This window comes from Empedobacter sp. GD03797 (genome assembly GCF_029842105.1).
Lineage (GTDB): Bacteria > Bacteroidota > Bacteroidia > Flavobacteriales > Weeksellaceae > Empedobacter > Empedobacter falsenii_C.
In genome coordinates this window covers 62,208-76,749 of record NZ_JAOCFS010000004.1, presented here as the reverse complement: position 1 = coordinate 76,749, position 14,542 = coordinate 62,208, and the positions used below count along the sequence as shown (strand labels likewise).

Genomic DNA, 14,542 nt, shown 5'->3' with positions numbered 1-14,542 from the left:
TCTCGATCATAATATTTAAAAGCGACTTGGTTTATCAAGTCGCTTTTTTTATTTTTATAATTCTATTTAGAATTAACACTTTTAACTTTTTTAATCTTGAAAGACATCAAATTATTGATTGCCGTAAGTATAGTTGCAATTGTTTGGGGAACAACTTTTCTCGGAATTCGTGTAGCTGTAGAAACTATTCCAGGTTGGTTTGTAGCTGGAATTCGTCAATTTTTGGCAGGGCTAATTATGCTAATTATTTTACTTTCGAAAAAGGAATTAAAATGGATTGGCTGGAAAAATTTGTCTTATCAACTTATATTTTCAAGTTTGATGTTAATCGCTGCAAATGGTTTAACTACTGTTGCAGAAGAAAATTTATCGAGTAGTTTAGCTGCATTAATTAGCGCAACCTCACCTATTCTCGTTTTTTTAGGAAGTATTTTTATTGGCTTACAAAAATTCAGTTACCGCGGATTATTAGGCGTTTTACTTTGTTTTGGAGGTGTAATTTTTATATTTTGGGATGGAATTCAAGAATTAGCAAATCCAGCATATAAAACAGGAATTATTTTACTTTTTTGTGCGATTACAGGTTGGGCAACAGGAACTATTTTCACAAAAAAAATGAATATTCAATCCAAAAATATTTCTCTCAATCTTTTTTACCAATTTATATTTGCTGGAATTGTACAAATTATTTTTGCTTTCGCTTTTACAGAAAATTATAATTTCGAGAATTGGAGTACAAAAAGTATTTCTGCCATGCTTTATTTAGCTGTTTTTGGTTCTGTGATTACGTTTTTTTCATTTCATTATGCATTGACCAAAATTTCGCCTATACAAGTTTCTATTCTTTCTTATTTCAATACGATTATTGCAATTATTTTGGGTTGGTTAGTTCTTGACGAGCAGATTTCATCAAAATTTATTGTCGCTACTATTCTAATTATTCTTGGTGTTTTTATTATTAATTATAAGCCAGAAATGTTCAAAACTAAACGTTTAAAAGCAGATTAAGAGTTGCGTAGTAAAATTTTTCTTAATATTTTTAACAAAACTAAACTACCTCATTATGATCGACTGGTACAAAAAAGTAGTTTTCGAAAACTACGCTAACTTCTCGGGAAGAGCCCGCAGAAGCGAATATTGGTATTATACATTATGTAATGTTATCATTTCATTTGTAATGTATATTCTAGTTATTATCTCTGTAGCTATTGGAAGCGATGGAGAAAGTCCTGGAATTTTATTTTACTTAATTTATGGAATTTTAATGTTGTATGCATTAGCAACTTTTATCCCTTCTTTAGCAGTTGTTGTAAGACGATTACACGACACAGGAAAAAGTGGTTGGTATTATTTAATTGGTTTAATTCCTCTTGTGGGAGCTATTTTATTAATAATAGCATTAGTAACAGATAGCCAACCAGGTTCTAATCAATGGGGACCAAACCCAAAAGAAACTGATGATTCTATCAACGAAATAGGAAACGATTTAATCGAAAGATATTAAAATTAAAAAGCGAGATTAATTCTCGCTTTTTAATTGAATTAATTTTATCCATTGTTTTAGATTATATCGTCTAAAAATTCCCAAATAACGTTGATTAAAAGAGTTCACCCAAATCGAATTGTCTTCACAATAAATCACAACTGTTTCGGTATAATCTCTTCTTCGGTAATTGTATTTATAAAAAATATTTCGTTCCGAATATTCAAAAAGAAACAAACCTTGTTCATCCAACGATTCTGTAAAATTATGTTGTCGCTGCGCTAATTCTTTGATTAAATTAATATTCTCACTCAACGATTTTGATGTTATAATTTCTACAAAAAATCTATCATTAATTGTCGTTATTATTCGGATTCCAAAAATTACAATCATTGAAATAAAAATAATATTGATTTCACTTGATGCATAAGCAAAAAACGAAACAAGTAAAAGCATCCAACCTAAATCCAAATAATTCCAAATTTCGAAAGGCAGAAAATATTTATCACCAACCTTTTTGAGTTTTGTTTTATGATGAAATGTGGAAAGATTATTTGTATTCATAAGTTATTAGATTTCTCTTAAAAATAAGAAATATTATCGAATTGGAATAATCTTAAATGAATAATAATTGATGTATTTTATTAAAACAAGAAATTTTAATCATAAAACACAAACATTCGAATCATTTTTGTAATTTTGCACCTCAAAAATTAAGTAATAAATACAATTCAATAAAATGGCAAACATTACATTCACAATGATTAAGCCTGATGCAGTTGCAAAAGGACACATCGGAGATATTTTAAAAGACATTACTGACGCTGGTTTCAAAATCAAAGCGGCTAAAATGACTCAATTAGCAAAACAAGATGCTGAAGCATTTTACGCTATCCACGCAGAGCGTCCTTTCTTCAAGGATTTAGTAGAATTCATGACTTCTGGACCAATCGTTGCTGCAGTTTTAGAAAAAGACAACGCAGTTGCTGATTTCCGTACTTTAATCGGTGCTACTAACCCAGCTGAGGCTGCAGAAGGTACAATCCGTGCTAAATATGCTGAATCTATCGATGCTAACGCTGTTCACGGTTCTGATTCTGACGAAAATGCTGCTATTGAAGCTGCTTTCCACTTTGCTGCGAAAGAAATTTTCTAATCGAATAAGATTACAAAACATTATACAAATCCTTCTGAAAATATTCGGAAGGATTTTTTTTGGCTCAAAATTTACTTACCTTTAAATCAAATTCTAAAATATGAAAAAAATAATTTTAGCCACATTTACAATCGCAGCTTTCGTTGTGTCAAGTTGTAAAAGCGAAACAGAACCTGTAAAAAATGAAGTAGAAAATGTAGAAGATTCAGTAAAAGTTGAAGCAAAAACTGCCGAAGAATCTATTCAATACGAAGGAGCTTACAAAGGAATTTTACCTTGTTACGAGAAAGATTGCAAAGAGGTTGAAATGGAAATAAAATTATTGCCAAACAAAGGATATGTTTATTCTACAAAACGTTTGGGGTTAGATAAAATGGCCATTATGACAACTGGAACTTTTCAGTTTAAAGAAGATGGAAATACAATTGTTTTTCCTGAAATTGCCAATGTTCCGAATGCTTTTTTAGTTGAAGAAGGAAAAATTATTCAGTTAGATAAAAATCAAAAGAAAATCGAATCGGCTGATTCTGCTAAATTTGTTTTGACAAAAGAAAAATAGATAAAAAGGTTTCGTAATGAAACCTTTTTTTTATTGTAATAATTTTAGATTTTTTGATAAGCTGAAATAAATTCAGTTTGATATCTATTCAAATACTCTACCTCAACTCCAATCGACAAACAAAGTTTACTTTTTCTTGATTGATGATTTTAAACTGAATTAAATGTTCAGTTTCTAATTTCTGGATTTCTATTTCGTCGTTTAAACTTAATTCTTTTAAGAAATTCATATCAATCGCTTTGATACGATGTTTTAATGTAATTTCAGGATCAATAGTATTCAAGCACCAATCCAAATATTTGGTGTTATTGGCGTGTTTTACGATATCCAAATCAGAGAATTGAACTTTATACTGAATAACTTCTGTTGGTTCAAAATCAATGTTCAAAATCGAATTCTCGATTTCTGTTGGTTTTAGATTAGGAAATCGTTCAATGTGAGATGAATCAAGTTGAAGAATATCCGGACGACGTTTTTCTGTATTGAAAACCGCCCACAAGCTTGAAGCTCCAATTAATTTTTTTCCATTTTTCTCAATCGTAAAATCACGAATAGATTTTGCACCTTTCAGCACCTCAATCCACGTTTTTACATCAACAAAATCTGTCCAAGAAGGTAATTCATCAATTTCTATTCGAAGTCGATTCATTACCCAAGATTGATTAAATTCTTGTAAATCAAAGAATCCCAAACCTCCTTTTATCGCATGTTCTGAAGCTGTTAATTGAAAAAGATTTGCCATTTCAGACAATTTCATTTTACCTGTCGGATCACATTGAGAAAAATAAATTTCCCAATTTTTCGTATAAATTGATTTAAAATCTTCTGCTATTGGCATCGATAAAGCTTTGAATCTATTATAGTGAAATTATTTTCCTAATTTCTTTTTCATATCCGCCATCATAACCGCAGCTACACCAGCTTCAACTCCTTTATTTCCATGTTTTCCGCCAGAACGATCAATTGATTGCTGTTCATTTTCGTCCGTTAAAACACAAAAAATAATTGGCATATTGTGTTTGATATTCAAATCTTTTACACCTTGTGTCACACCTTGACAAACATAATCAAAATGCGCTGTTGCTCCACGAATCACACATCCAACAACGATAATTCCGTCCAAATTTGGATGGGTTTGCGCCACTTTATCTGCTCCATAAATCAATTCAAAACTACCAGGAACTTGATATAATGTAACATCGTCAGGATTTGCACCCAAATCAATCAATGTGTCTTTTGCTCCATCGCGCAAATTAAATGTGATATGATTATTCCATTCAGATGTAATGATTGCAAACTTAGAGCCCGCTACATTTGGTAATTCTGCTTTATTATATTGAGATAAATTTTTATTTTCTGTTGCCATTTTGTTTAAAATTTGAATGGTAAAATTACAAAAATGATTTAGGATAAACTTTGATTTGAGTCAATAAAAAAAGCCGAACAACTTGTTCGGCTTTTAATTATCTTTTGAAGTGAATTATTTCGCAGTTTCAGAAGCGTATTTTAAACGCTCAATAAACTTCGCAGTTTCACCATTATTCGCATTTGGATATTTATCCTCTAAAGCTTGAAAATATTTTAAAGCATCAGCATCTTTACCTAATTCCATTGCAATTTCACCTGCCTTTGTGTAGTAAGTTGATTGTAAAGTTTCAACTTCTGTCGCTTCAGCAGCTTTTACATAGTAAGGTAAACCTTCTTCCAATTTGTTAGAAGCAACTAATGCATTTCCTAACATACCATATTTTTGCGCTAACATTACATTGTCATCAGTGTCAAAATCTTCTAATAATTTTACAGCAGATGCGTAATCTCCTAATTTATAATAAGAACTTGCCGCTTTGAAACGTGCTAAATTACCCGCATCAGTATTTCCATATTCATCAACAATTTGTTGTAAACCTTGGAAGCTTCCTGCGCTACCATTAAGAGCGACGTTAATAGAATCTTGATCGAAAAGACGTTCTGCTTGAACCATTTCTTTGAAAGCGTCATCCGATTTAGGTTCTACGACTAATTTTAAGTAAGCAAAATAACCTAAAACAGCTACAATAATTACTCCTAAACCAATACCAATTGCTTTAGCATATTTTTCAACAAAGAACTCTACGTTGAAAGCTGTTCTATCTAATTTTTCTACGAATTGCTCTGTTGCGAATTCTTCTTTTTTATTATTTTTTGCCATTTTAATAATTTACGAGGTTGCAAAAATACAATTTGGAACAAATATATCCAATAAATTTATTTACAAACAACCTTTTAGAATAAATATGCTACTGATAAGTTCAACATTTGTGGACGATTTTCTGTTCTATATTGTCCTTTTGATCCATTCAAAATGTCAGATCCAACTTTTCCTAAACCGAATTCGTAACGTAAATCGAATAATAATTTAGAAACTTCCACACCTGCACCAATTTGCATTCCGACATTAAATTCGTCTTGTTTTGCAGTTGTAAAATCTTTTACAGATAATTTATCATCAAAATAGTATGAGAAAACTGGTCCTGCTTGAACGTGTCCGATTCCTAAAAATCTTTTTCCAACATTTACAGGAATATCTAAACGTTTTTTAGTTACATCAAGATTTTGTCCATCAACATCATATTCGTTTTTGAATTGCGTATACAATAACTCTGGCTGAATGTAAATTCCTGCTAAAGAAACGCGCGCTAAAGCACCCGCTTGAAATCCAGCAGAAGCTTTTCCATCTCTCTTGAAAATATTTCCAGCATCTTGCCAAACTTTTCCTTTATCTGTATTGAAAACAGCTCCACCTTTGATACCAAAATCGATATTTTGTGCTGTAGCAAAATTTGCAGCTAAACCTACAATTGCAGTTAAAATTAATTTTTTCATAGAATTTTTATTTTTATTGATTTATTGTTGCTCTTTTAATAAGGCTTCTCTTAATTTCTTGAAAAGATTTGACGAATATACAAAATCAATTACATTTGGATTATCAGCCACCAAAATCTCCTCTTTTGTACCTTCCCATTCCAAGAAACCATTTTTTAAGAAAACAATATGATCTCCAATTTCCATCACCGAGTTCATATCGTGTGTATTTACAACGGTTGTTGTGTTATATTCTTTTGTGATATCATAAATTAATTGGTCGATAACTAAAGCCGTTTTTGGGTCAAGACCAGAGTTTGGTTCATCAGCAAATAAATATTTTGGATTATTTACAATCGCACGCGCAATTGCCACACGTTTTTGCATTCCTCCAGATATTTCTGACGGATATTTTTTAAGTGCTGTACGAGCTATTTCTACACGGTCTAACACTTCACGTGCACGTTTTTCGGCATCTGCATTTGACATATCCGAAAACATTTGCAATGGAAATTTTACATTTTCGACAATATTCATCGTATCATACAAAGCCGAACCTTGAAAAACTACTCCAATTTCTGAACGTAAACGTTGTTTTTCTTTGTAATCAAACTCGATCATATTATCTCCTTCGTACAAAATTTGACCTGAAGTTGGCGTTAATAATCCAATCAAATTTTTCAAAAAAACAGTTTTTCCAGAACCACTTTGACCAATAATCAAACTAACTTTTCCTTTCTCGAAAGTGACAGAAAAACCTTTCAGTACTTCTACTGCATCAAATGATTTTCTGATATCTTTTACCTCAATCATTAGCTCAAAATTGTTTGTGTTAATATTAAATTGATCACAATAATTGCTACTGATGTCCATACAACAGCTGTTGTTGCAGAACGACCAACTTCTAACGAACCTCCTTTTACTTTATAACCATAATATGCCGGAATTGTTGCGATAACAAACGCGAATACCATTGTTTTAAGGAATGTATAGACAAAGATTTTTGTTGCCATATTCATTTGTAAACCTGTAATAAAATCGGCTGCAGACCATAGTTTTGTAAAAACACCAATGTAGTAACCTCCTAATAATCCAAATCCGATAGAAATCATAACCAATAAAGGATTGAAAAATACACAGGCGATAATTTTTGGTAAAATCAAGAAGTTTGCAGAATTGATCCCCATTACATCTAACGCGTCAATTTGTTCTGTAACACGCATAGTTCCGATACTCGATGCGATGTACGAACCTACTTTACCAACTAAAATTAGCGACATAATGGTTGGGGCAAACTCTAACACCAAAACCACTTTGGTCGCATAACCAATGTAAGCATCTGGAACAGGAATAGACGCTCCCTGAAAGTTTTGCGCCATTTGTATTGCTACAACTGCACCCATAAATGTTGAGATAAAGGTTACAATTCCCAAAGAGTTGACACCTAAATCATATATTTCTCTAACGGTCAATTTCCAGAAAACGCTCAATTTTTGAGGTTTGCTAAATACTTTACCCATAAGCATAAAGTATGACCCTAAATTTTCGATTAGTTTCATTACGACAAAATTAATATTTTTATTGGAAAGGCTTTTTATTTATCTTGCACAATGTGAATTTAGAACATTTAACTTCTTATCTCCCTCATAATGCAGACTTGTATGTAAAAAAGTGGTTAGAAAATCATTTTATAACGTTAAAAATTACAAGAAGACGTGAAACTAAGTTGGGAGATTATCGCAAATTGGTCGAAAATAATCGTCATCAAATTACAGTGAATGGCGACTTAAATCAGTATGCTTTCTTTTTTGTTTTTACACATGAAGTGGCGCATCTCAAAACTTTTGTTCAGTTTGATTCGCGTAAAATAAATCCGCACGGAAAAGAATGGAAAACCATTTTTGGGCATTTATTATTAGAATCTCTTCACGTTTATCCCGAAGAATTGCAACCGTATATTCTTCATCATGCCAAACATCCAAAGGCAAGTTTAGGAGCGGATGTTAATATCTCAAAATATATTATAGATGATAAAAATCCTGCTCAAATTTATCTTGAAGATTTGGAGGATGGCACAATATTTTCGATTGGAAAAAGAATCTTTAAAAAAGAATCTAAACGAAAATTAAGGTATCTTTGTTTAGAGTTGAAAACCAAGAAAAAATATTTGATAAACGCAACTGCAACTGTAAATAAACTTTAAGAGACAATCATGAATAATAAAGATAACTATGCTGTTATCCTTGCCAGTGGTACAGGAGTGAGATTATGGCCTTTGAGTACGATTAAGAAACCAAAACAATTTCATGATTTATTAGGAATCGGAAAAACTTTTATTCAATTAACATATAATCGATTAAAAAAAATCGTTCCACAAGAAAATATTTTCATTGTAACTATTCAAGATTATAAAGAGATTGTAAAAGAACAATTACCTGATTTTGAGGATGAAAATTTTATCATCGAACCAAGAGTCATGAATACCGCAGCTTGTAATTTATTGGCCGCAATGACAATCCAACAAATTAATCCAAATGCAAAATTGATAATTTCTCCTTCAGATCATTTTATTTTTGATGAAGATGAATTTGTAGAAAAAGTAAATCTTGCTTTCGAGGATGCTGACAACGATCGATTGATTACTTTGGGAGTAGCTCCAACGCGTCCAGATATTAATTACAGTTACATTCAGTTCATTGAAAATACAACACCTATAAAAAAAGTAAAATCTTATATCGATAAACCTGATTTAGAATTTGCTGAATCTTTTATAACGAGTGGCGAATTTATTTGGAATACAGGAATCCTTATTTGGTCTGTAGATAGTATTGTAAAAGCTTTTCAACAACATTTACCTTCGATGAAAGAAACTTTGAAAAAGTATTTTGATCTTGATCGTTCTTTACAGAATACAGAAACTTTAAAACCTATTTACACAACGTTAGATGTAACTTCTATTAACAAAGGAATTTTAGAGCAAGCAGATAATGTTTATGTTATTCCGACAACTTTTGGCTGGAGTGATATTGGAACTTGGTCGGCAATCAACGAAAAGTATAAATATACAGGTGAAGATCAGGATGAAAATCACAATACGTTATTGTGTAAACATTTTTCTGGATACAACGCTAAAAACAATTTCATTTATTCTACACAAGATAAAGCAATTATTATTGACGGATTAGATAGTTATGTGGTTATTAATTCGGAGAAAGGATTATTGATTTGTCCTCGAAGTAATGTACAGTTTATAAAAACTTATGTGAGCGATTTGAAATTACAGAAAAACGGAGAAAAATATTGTTAAAATATAGCTACAAAGTCATTCAAGTTTGGATGACTTTTTTATTTGAAATCGATCGCTTTTGGATAAGCAACTTTCTGAATAATATAAATCGATAACATAAAAAATATACTCATGATTAATGTTGCAACAGGTAAATATTTTATCGAGTCAGAAGGTAAAATCATTGGTAAAATAACCATTGCAAAAGCAGGAGGTAAGCGTAAATTTGTTAATTTCAAAATAAACATTACGATAATCAAATCGATCAAGCCAATGATTAACCAATTATCAAGATAATGCGTTGTTAAACAACCAGTCATTGTAGCCATAAACATTACAAGAATACGTTTTAAACGTACAGTTAATTTTAATGTTGGATTATTTAAAGATTCAAAAGAAATTACAATAATAGGAGGAATAGCAGAGAAGTGTGCAAATCCACTAAAATAACAAGCCGCAAACCAAACTACACATAGTCCAATTAACCATCTGTTATGGCTTGTATAAATCATTGGAACCGCATTTTCAGTTGGTTTTAGTTTGAATATTTTTATTGATAGAAAAAGTAAAAAGACAAACAGAAATATTGCATATAGAAATACAAAAGATTCTGCATTTGTAACAATTGGTAATAATCCCGTAGCTAAAGCAGGTGCAAGTTGACTTTTAAAAATTTTCAAGACAATTAACATCGCAACTAATACCAATGCTAATTTGAATGATAGTAAAATTGGTAAAAAATTAATTCCAAATCCTAAAATAGCGGTTATAGATGGAAGTAAAAAAATATGAAATGGTCGTTGTAGCCATTTATTTTCTCGAAACGTTAAAATTCCGACAGATAATGCAGCGACTTCTGGTAAAATAATTTCTTTATCACCATAAATCATTGCTGTTCCAATCATGATTAAAATAAATAGAAAAGCGACGGAGTATGAGACGAAAGATTCTTTGTTACCTAAGATAGATTTCATGAAATAAATGTATAAAAAAAACCTTTGCAAATATACAAAGGTTTTTGTCGGGGTGGCAGGATTCGAACCTGCGACCTCCTGCTCCCAAAGCAGGCGCGATGACCGGGCTACGCTACACCCCGATTCGGTCATTCAAAAAAAATGCGGAGAGACAGGGACTCGAACCCTGGCATCGGTTTCCCGATGACAGATTAGCAATCTGCTCCATTACCGCTCTGGCACCTCTCCTGGTTTTTAATAAAACGTGTGATCCAGTCAGGATTCGAACCTGAGACCTACTGCTTAGAAGGCAGTTGCTCTATCCAGCTGAGCTACTGGACCGATCCAAAAATTCATTGAATTTTGTCGGGGTGGCAGGATTCGAACCTGCGACCTCCTGCTCCCAAAGCAGGCGCGATGACCGGGCTACGCTACACCCCGATTCGGTCATTCTTTACGATAAATCTTTCTATTTTCGGATGAAAATTTTGTCGGGGTGGCAGGATTCGAACCTGCGACCTCCTGCTCCCAAAGCAGGCGCGATGACCGGGCTACGCTACACCCCGATAGATTTCATTATCGTGGGTGCAAATTTAAGGCTACATTTGGGAGATATCCAAATATTTTTAAGAATATTTTTCCGAAACTTTCATATAGGTTTCCAAATCTTTGTCTCCTCGACCCGAAAGATTCAGAACCACAATATCTTGCGGTTTAAAATTAATTTTTTCTAAAGCTGCTAAAGCGTGAGAAGATTCTAATGCAGGAATGATTCCTTCCTCTTTTGTTAACATAAAAGCAGCTTCCAAGGCTTCATCATCTGTTGCATTTAAGAATTCTGCACGTCCAGTTTTGAACAAATGCGCATGTAAAGGACCAACTCCAGGATAATCTAATCCAGCCGAAATTGAATAAGGTTCAACAATTTGTCCATCTTTATCTTGCATCAATAATGTTCGACTTCCATGAATAATTCCTTCCGTTCCTTTGATAGTTGTAGCAGCAGTTTCTCCAGATTCTACGCCCAAACCAGCCGCTTCAACCGCGATTAATTTGACAGAATCATCATCTAAAAAATGATAAAAAGCTCCTGCTGCATTACTTCCTCCACCAACACAAGCAATCACGTAATCAGGATTTTCTTTCCCATATTTCTCTTTCATTTGCGCTTTAATTTCTTCCGAAATAATCGCTTGGAATTTTGTTACCATTGCTGGATAAGGATGAGGTCCAACGACAGAACCAATGATGTAAAAAGTTTCAGGATTATTAATCCAATAACGAATTGCTTCATTTGTTGCATCTTTCAAGGTTTTACTCCCTGATGTTGCTGGGATTACTTCTGCACCCAACATTTTCATTCGCGCAACATTTGGTGCTTGACGAGCAATGTCAATTTCTCCCATAAAAACGATACATTCTAATCCCATCAATGCACAAACCGTAGCAGTTGCAACACCATGTTGTCCAGCGCCAGTTTCGGCAATAATTTTGGTTTTACCCATTCGTTTTGCCAAAAGTACTTGACCAATCGCATTGTTGATTTTATGCGCTCCTGTATGATTCAAATCTTCTCGTTTTAATAAAATATTAGTGTTATATTTTTTGGAAAGATTTGGAGCAAAATACAATGGACTTGGTCGACCAACGTAATCTTTTAGTAACAAATTAAATTCGTTTTTGAATTCGTCTGTATCGACATATTTTGCTAAAGCTTCTGATAATTCTTCACAATTATGATGTAATAATTCTGGAATAAATGCTCCTCCAAATTCACCATAAAAACCTCTTTCGTCAACTTCGTATTTCATTTTGTTTCTTTTTTAATTTTGTTCAATTCGTCCATCAATTGTATCGATAAACTGTTTTACTTCGTCAGTTTTTTTTATTCCTGGTGCTGACTCAAAACCACTATTGATATCAAATCCAATACATCTCGGATGTTGAAAATTTTTCAAGATAAATGCATCTTCCAATGTTATTCCTCCACTTAATAAAAAGGGTGTTGATAACTGATAGTTTGTTAACAATTGCCAATCAAATTTTTTTCCTGTTCCGCCATAATCACTTGATTTTTTATCGAAAACAAAACTATCAACAACTTGTTGATAAGTGGTTAATTGTTGAAAATCTTCAATCGATTTTATACCAACAGCTTTCCAAATTTTAAAGTCTAAAAAGCTTTCATCAGTTAGTAATCGTTGATGTTTTCGATTGATTAATTCTTCACAAAATCTTGATGTTTCATCACCATGCAATTGCACAACATCTAATTTATATTGTTCAACTTTTTCAAGAATATTTTCAATAGATTCATTCACGAAAACACCAACTTTTTCTGCATTTGGAAAAACTTCAAAAACAGATTCATCTTCTACAAATCGTTTTGATTTTGGATAGAAAATAAAGCCAACATAATCAGGTTCGACTGCTGCAATTTCTTTGAAATTTTCGATGTTATTGTTTCCACAAACTTTTACTTGAAAACGTTTCATTTTGATTCTTTTACAAATTGTTCAAATGCTAAACTAGGATTTTCAGCTTTCATAAAATTTTCACCAATCAAAAATGCCTGAAATCCAGCTTGTCTTAATTCTTTTACTGTTTTAGGATCAGAAATTCCACTTTCCGCAACTTTGATTAAATCGGTTGGTAATTGTTTCAAAATTTGTTTCGATTTTTCAATATCAACCTCAAAATTTTTCAAATTTCGGTTGTTAATCCCGATCAAATCGATGAATTCATTCACTTTTTCCAATTGATCTTCCGAATGCAATTCCAACAAAACTTCTAAACCAATTTCTTTAGCTGTTTTCGCTAAATGATAGACTTCATCTTTCGTTAAACATTCTGCAATCAACAACATCAAATCCGCACCAATTGCTTTCGTTTCGTACACTTGAAATTCTTCAACAATGAAATCTTTACGCAAAACTGGAATATTCAAAACTTCTTTTGCTTGTTGTAAATCATCAAAACTTCCGCCAAAAAATTGTTCATCCGTCAAAACAGAAACAACAGAAGCTCCATATTTTTCGTAACCCGAAACAACTTCTTTTACGTTTGCATCTTTGTTGATAAAACCTTTTGAAGGAGATTTTCGTTTAAATTCTGCAATAATTCCAGATTTTGTATCATCTAAAATTGAAGCTTTCGCAGATTTTACAGGAAGCAAGAAATTTTCTGAATTTCTAAAACTTTCGATTGATTGAGTTTTCTGTTTTTCTAGAATTTCAACACGTTTTTGCGCGACAATTTCGTCTAATATCGTTTTCATGGTTTCATTAATTTTTGGAATACATTCAAGGCATTTTTACTGTCTAAACTTTCGTTCGCAATCGCTACACATTCGATTAAATCTTTGGTTGGATAAATTGTTTTAAGCGCTAAAGCTGCGTTTGCTAAAACAACTTCTTTTTGTGCTTGAGTTGAATTTCCTTCTAAAACACTCAAAAATATTTTAGAATTTTCTTCGATTGATTTTCCTCCTTTTATCTCATCAGGTTGAAGAATGCTTAAACCAAAATCTTTACTTTCTAAAACAAATTCACCCGAATTGTTGTACACTTTTGTAGGCGATGTCAACGAAATTTCATCATAACCAGCCAGAGCAGTCGAAATCGAATAGTATACACCCGAATTTTGCATCACATAATGATATAATCGCGCAGTTTTGACATCGTATGTTCCCAAATTTTGGAATTCTGGTTGAACTGGATTCACCAAAGGTCCCATTAAATTGAAAAATGTTTTCACCGCTAAACCTTTTCTAATCGGAGCAACTTTCGCTAAAGCTGGATGAAAAAGTGGCGCATGTAAAAATGTAATTCCAACTTCGTCGAACTCACGGTTCAATTTATCTTGATTAACAGAAAATTCGTAACCAAAATTATCCAACATATTCGAAGAACCGCTCACAGACGACGCTCCATAATTTCCTTGTTTGATAATTTTCTCGCCAGCTCCAGCCAAAACAAAACAACTTAATGTCGAAATATTGAAGGTGTCTTTTCCGTCACCACCCGTTCCTACAACATCAATCGCTTGCTTTGGCAAATCAACTTTGATACATAAATCTAACAACGCTCGACGATAGCCTTTTAATTCCTCCAACGTAATGTTGCGCATATTAAAAATGGTTACAAAAGAAGCTAATTCGACTGCCGAATATTTTTCTTCCGAAATTTCCACCATAATTTGATACGCTTCATCTTCGCTCAAGGTATAATTTTCGAATAATAAATTTAATAATTTTTTCATCGTT

General features: G+C 32.5%; 18 protein-coding genes and 5 tRNA genes. 6 read left to right on the top strand and 17 right to left on the bottom strand.

Annotation, left to right across the window (positions count from 1 at the left end; all coding sequences use genetic code 11):
* Window positions 1-96: 96 nt before the first annotated feature.
* Together N5D90_RS04965 and N5D90_RS04960 are read left to right on the top strand one after the other, a co-directional pair.
* Window positions 97-1,008 (top strand): DMT family transporter, encoded by a 912-nt coding sequence (locus N5D90_RS04965; protein ID WP_280061771.1) that lies wholly within the window; start codon window positions 97-99, stop codon window positions 1,006-1,008.
* A gap of 55 nt (window positions 1,009-1,063) precedes the next feature.
* Entirely contained in the window at window positions 1,064-1,504 is a 441-nt protein-coding gene (locus N5D90_RS04960; protein ID WP_114998800.1) for a DUF805 domain-containing protein, read from the top strand.
* A 15-nt stretch (window positions 1,505-1,519) separates the two neighbouring features.
* Here N5D90_RS04960 and N5D90_RS04955 read toward each other — a convergent pair whose 3' ends face one another.
* Window positions 1,520-2,047 carry a hypothetical protein gene (locus N5D90_RS04955; protein ID WP_280061770.1) on the bottom strand — a complete coding sequence of 176 codons (528 nt, stop codon included), beginning with the start codon at window positions 2,045-2,047 and terminating at the stop codon, window positions 1,520-1,522.
* Between the two features lie 175 nt (window positions 2,048-2,222).
* On the opposite strand from N5D90_RS04955, the gene N5D90_RS04950 reads away from it, so the two are divergent.
* Both N5D90_RS04950 and N5D90_RS04945 read left to right on the top strand, forming a co-directional pair.
* A complete protein-coding gene (locus tag N5D90_RS04950) occupies window positions 2,223-2,639 on the top strand; it encodes a nucleoside-diphosphate kinase (RefSeq protein WP_038330990.1) in 417 nt (138 codons plus the stop codon).
* A 100-nt stretch (window positions 2,640-2,739) separates the two neighbouring features.
* On the top strand, window positions 2,740-3,198 hold the full coding sequence (locus N5D90_RS04945; protein WP_280061769.1) for a copper resistance protein NlpE: 459 nt from the start codon (window positions 2,740-2,742) through the stop codon (window positions 3,196-3,198).
* Between the two features lie 97 nt (window positions 3,199-3,295).
* Here N5D90_RS04945 and N5D90_RS04940 read toward each other — a convergent pair whose 3' ends face one another.
* The 6 genes from N5D90_RS04940 to N5D90_RS04915 form a co-directional block, all read right to left on the bottom strand.
* Entirely contained in the window at window positions 3,296-4,036 is a 741-nt protein-coding gene (locus N5D90_RS04940; protein ID WP_114998796.1) for an acyl-[acyl-carrier-protein] thioesterase, read from the bottom strand.
* A gap of 30 nt (window positions 4,037-4,066) precedes the next feature.
* Window positions 4,067-4,564 carry a 6,7-dimethyl-8-ribityllumazine synthase gene (ribH, locus tag N5D90_RS04935; RefSeq protein WP_114998794.1) on the bottom strand — a complete coding sequence of 166 codons (498 nt, stop codon included), beginning with the start codon at window positions 4,562-4,564 and terminating at the stop codon, window positions 4,067-4,069.
* A gap of 114 nt (window positions 4,565-4,678) precedes the next feature.
* Window positions 4,679-5,386 (bottom strand): tetratricopeptide repeat protein, encoded by a 708-nt coding sequence (locus N5D90_RS04930; RefSeq protein ID WP_280045471.1) that lies wholly within the window; start codon window positions 5,384-5,386, stop codon window positions 4,679-4,681.
* 74 nt (window positions 5,387-5,460) lie between these two features.
* The gene (locus tag N5D90_RS04925; RefSeq protein WP_280061768.1) at window positions 5,461-6,060 is read right to left on the bottom strand and encodes a porin family protein; all 600 of its coding nucleotides are present in this window, start codon (window positions 6,058-6,060) and stop codon (window positions 5,461-5,463) included.
* Window positions 6,061-6,081: 21 nt separating this feature from the next.
* A complete protein-coding gene (locus tag N5D90_RS04920; RefSeq protein WP_280045469.1) occupies window positions 6,082-6,852 on the bottom strand; it encodes an ABC transporter ATP-binding protein in 771 nt (256 codons plus the stop codon).
* The gene (locus N5D90_RS04915) at window positions 6,852-7,598 is read right to left on the bottom strand and encodes an ABC transporter permease (protein ID WP_280061767.1); all 747 of its coding nucleotides are present in this window, start codon (window positions 7,596-7,598) and stop codon (window positions 6,852-6,854) included. The genes N5D90_RS04920 and N5D90_RS04915 overlap by 1 nt, the downstream gene beginning before the upstream one ends.
* A gap of 53 nt (window positions 7,599-7,651) precedes the next feature.
* On the opposite strand from N5D90_RS04915, the gene N5D90_RS04910 reads away from it, so the two are divergent.
* A complete protein-coding gene (locus tag N5D90_RS04910; protein WP_038331159.1) occupies window positions 7,652-8,242 on the top strand; it encodes a SprT-like domain-containing protein in 591 nt (196 codons plus the stop codon).
* A 9-nt stretch (window positions 8,243-8,251) separates the two neighbouring features.
* Complete coding sequence (locus N5D90_RS04905) at window positions 8,252-9,346, top strand: mannose-1-phosphate guanylyltransferase (RefSeq protein ID WP_280061766.1); 1,095 nt, start codon at window positions 8,252-8,254, stop codon at window positions 9,344-9,346.
* Between the two features lie 38 nt (window positions 9,347-9,384).
* On the opposite strand, the gene N5D90_RS04900 is transcribed toward N5D90_RS04905, so the two are convergent.
* From N5D90_RS04900 to trpD, 10 genes are all read right to left on the bottom strand, one after another.
* Window positions 9,385-10,299, bottom strand: coding sequence for a hypothetical protein (locus N5D90_RS04900; protein ID WP_280061765.1), 915 nt, complete (start codon window positions 10,297-10,299; stop codon window positions 9,385-9,387).
* 47 nt (window positions 10,300-10,346) lie between these two features.
* Window positions 10,347-10,421: transfer RNA gene (locus N5D90_RS04895), tRNA-Pro, on the bottom strand.
* Between the two features lie 22 nt (window positions 10,422-10,443).
* Window positions 10,444-10,527, bottom strand: a tRNA-Ser gene (locus tag N5D90_RS04890).
* A 19-nt stretch (window positions 10,528-10,546) separates the two neighbouring features.
* Window positions 10,547-10,620: transfer RNA gene (locus tag N5D90_RS04885), tRNA-Arg, on the bottom strand.
* A gap of 24 nt (window positions 10,621-10,644) precedes the next feature.
* A tRNA-Pro gene (locus N5D90_RS04880) sits at window positions 10,645-10,719 on the bottom strand.
* A gap of 50 nt (window positions 10,720-10,769) precedes the next feature.
* Window positions 10,770-10,844 (bottom strand) — tRNA-Pro (locus N5D90_RS04875).
* A 60-nt stretch (window positions 10,845-10,904) separates the two neighbouring features.
* The gene (trpB, locus tag N5D90_RS04870; protein ID WP_280061764.1) at window positions 10,905-12,089 is read right to left on the bottom strand and encodes a tryptophan synthase subunit beta; all 1,185 of its coding nucleotides are present in this window, start codon (window positions 12,087-12,089) and stop codon (window positions 10,905-10,907) included.
* Window positions 12,090-12,101: 12 nt separating this feature from the next.
* Window positions 12,102-12,773 (bottom strand): phosphoribosylanthranilate isomerase, encoded by a 672-nt coding sequence (locus tag N5D90_RS04865; protein ID WP_280061763.1) that lies wholly within the window; start codon window positions 12,771-12,773, stop codon window positions 12,102-12,104.
* Complete coding sequence (trpC, locus tag N5D90_RS04860) at window positions 12,770-13,555, bottom strand: indole-3-glycerol phosphate synthase TrpC (protein WP_280061762.1); 786 nt, start codon at window positions 13,553-13,555, stop codon at window positions 12,770-12,772. Before trpC ends, N5D90_RS04865 begins: the two co-directional genes overlap by 4 nt.
* Window positions 13,552-14,538, bottom strand: coding sequence for an anthranilate phosphoribosyltransferase (gene trpD / locus N5D90_RS04855; protein ID WP_280061761.1), 987 nt, complete (start codon window positions 14,536-14,538; stop codon window positions 13,552-13,554). Before trpD ends, trpC begins: the two co-directional genes overlap by 4 nt.
* Window positions 14,539-14,542 lie beyond the last annotated feature (4 nt).

Bases quoted from the DNA above. Each gene is read 5' to 3' on its own strand.
- N5D90_RS04960 (WP_114998800.1), top strand. From the start codon at position 1,064: ATGATCGACTGGTACAAAAAAGTAGTTTTCGAAAACTACGCTAACTTC.
- N5D90_RS04900 (WP_280061765.1), bottom strand. From the start codon at position 10,299: ATGAAATCTATCTTAGGTAACAAAGAATCTTTCGTCTCATACTCCGTC.
- N5D90_RS04905 (WP_280061766.1), top strand. From the start codon at position 8,252: ATGAATAATAAAGATAACTATGCTGTTATCCTTGCCAGTGGTACAGGA.
- ribH (WP_114998794.1), bottom strand. From the start codon at position 4,564: ATGGCAACAGAAAATAAAAATTTATCTCAATATAATAAAGCAGAATTA.
- trpD (WP_280061761.1), bottom strand. From the start codon at position 14,538: ATGAAAAAATTATTAAATTTATTATTCGAAAATTATACCTTGAGCGAA.
- trpB (WP_280061764.1), bottom strand. From the start codon at position 12,089: ATGAAATACGAAGTTGACGAAAGAGGTTTTTATGGTGAATTTGGAGGA.
- N5D90_RS04920 (WP_280045469.1), bottom strand. From the start codon at position 6,852: ATGATTGAGGTAAAAGATATCAGAAAATCATTTGATGCAGTAGAAGTA.
- N5D90_RS04940 (WP_114998796.1), bottom strand. From the start codon at position 4,036: ATGCCAATAGCAGAAGATTTTAAATCAATTTATACGAAAAATTGGGAA.
- N5D90_RS04955 (WP_280061770.1), bottom strand. From the start codon at position 2,047: ATGAATACAAATAATCTTTCCACATTTCATCATAAAACAAAACTCAAA.
- N5D90_RS04925 (WP_280061768.1), bottom strand. From the start codon at position 6,060: ATGAAAAAATTAATTTTAACTGCAATTGTAGGTTTAGCTGCAAATTTT.
- N5D90_RS04930 (WP_280045471.1), bottom strand. From the start codon at position 5,386: ATGGCAAAAAATAATAAAAAAGAAGAATTCGCAACAGAGCAATTCGTA.
- N5D90_RS04950 (WP_038330990.1), top strand. From the start codon at position 2,223: ATGGCAAACATTACATTCACAATGATTAAGCCTGATGCAGTTGCAAAA.
- trpC (WP_280061762.1), bottom strand. From the start codon at position 13,555: ATGAAAACGATATTAGACGAAATTGTCGCGCAAAAACGTGTTGAAATT.
- N5D90_RS04865 (WP_280061763.1), bottom strand. From the start codon at position 12,773: ATGAAACGTTTTCAAGTAAAAGTTTGTGGAAACAATAACATCGAAAAT.
- N5D90_RS04915 (WP_280061767.1), bottom strand. From the start codon at position 7,598: ATGAAACTAATCGAAAATTTAGGGTCATACTTTATGCTTATGGGTAAA.
- N5D90_RS04945 (WP_280061769.1), top strand. From the start codon at position 2,740: ATGAAAAAAATAATTTTAGCCACATTTACAATCGCAGCTTTCGTTGTG.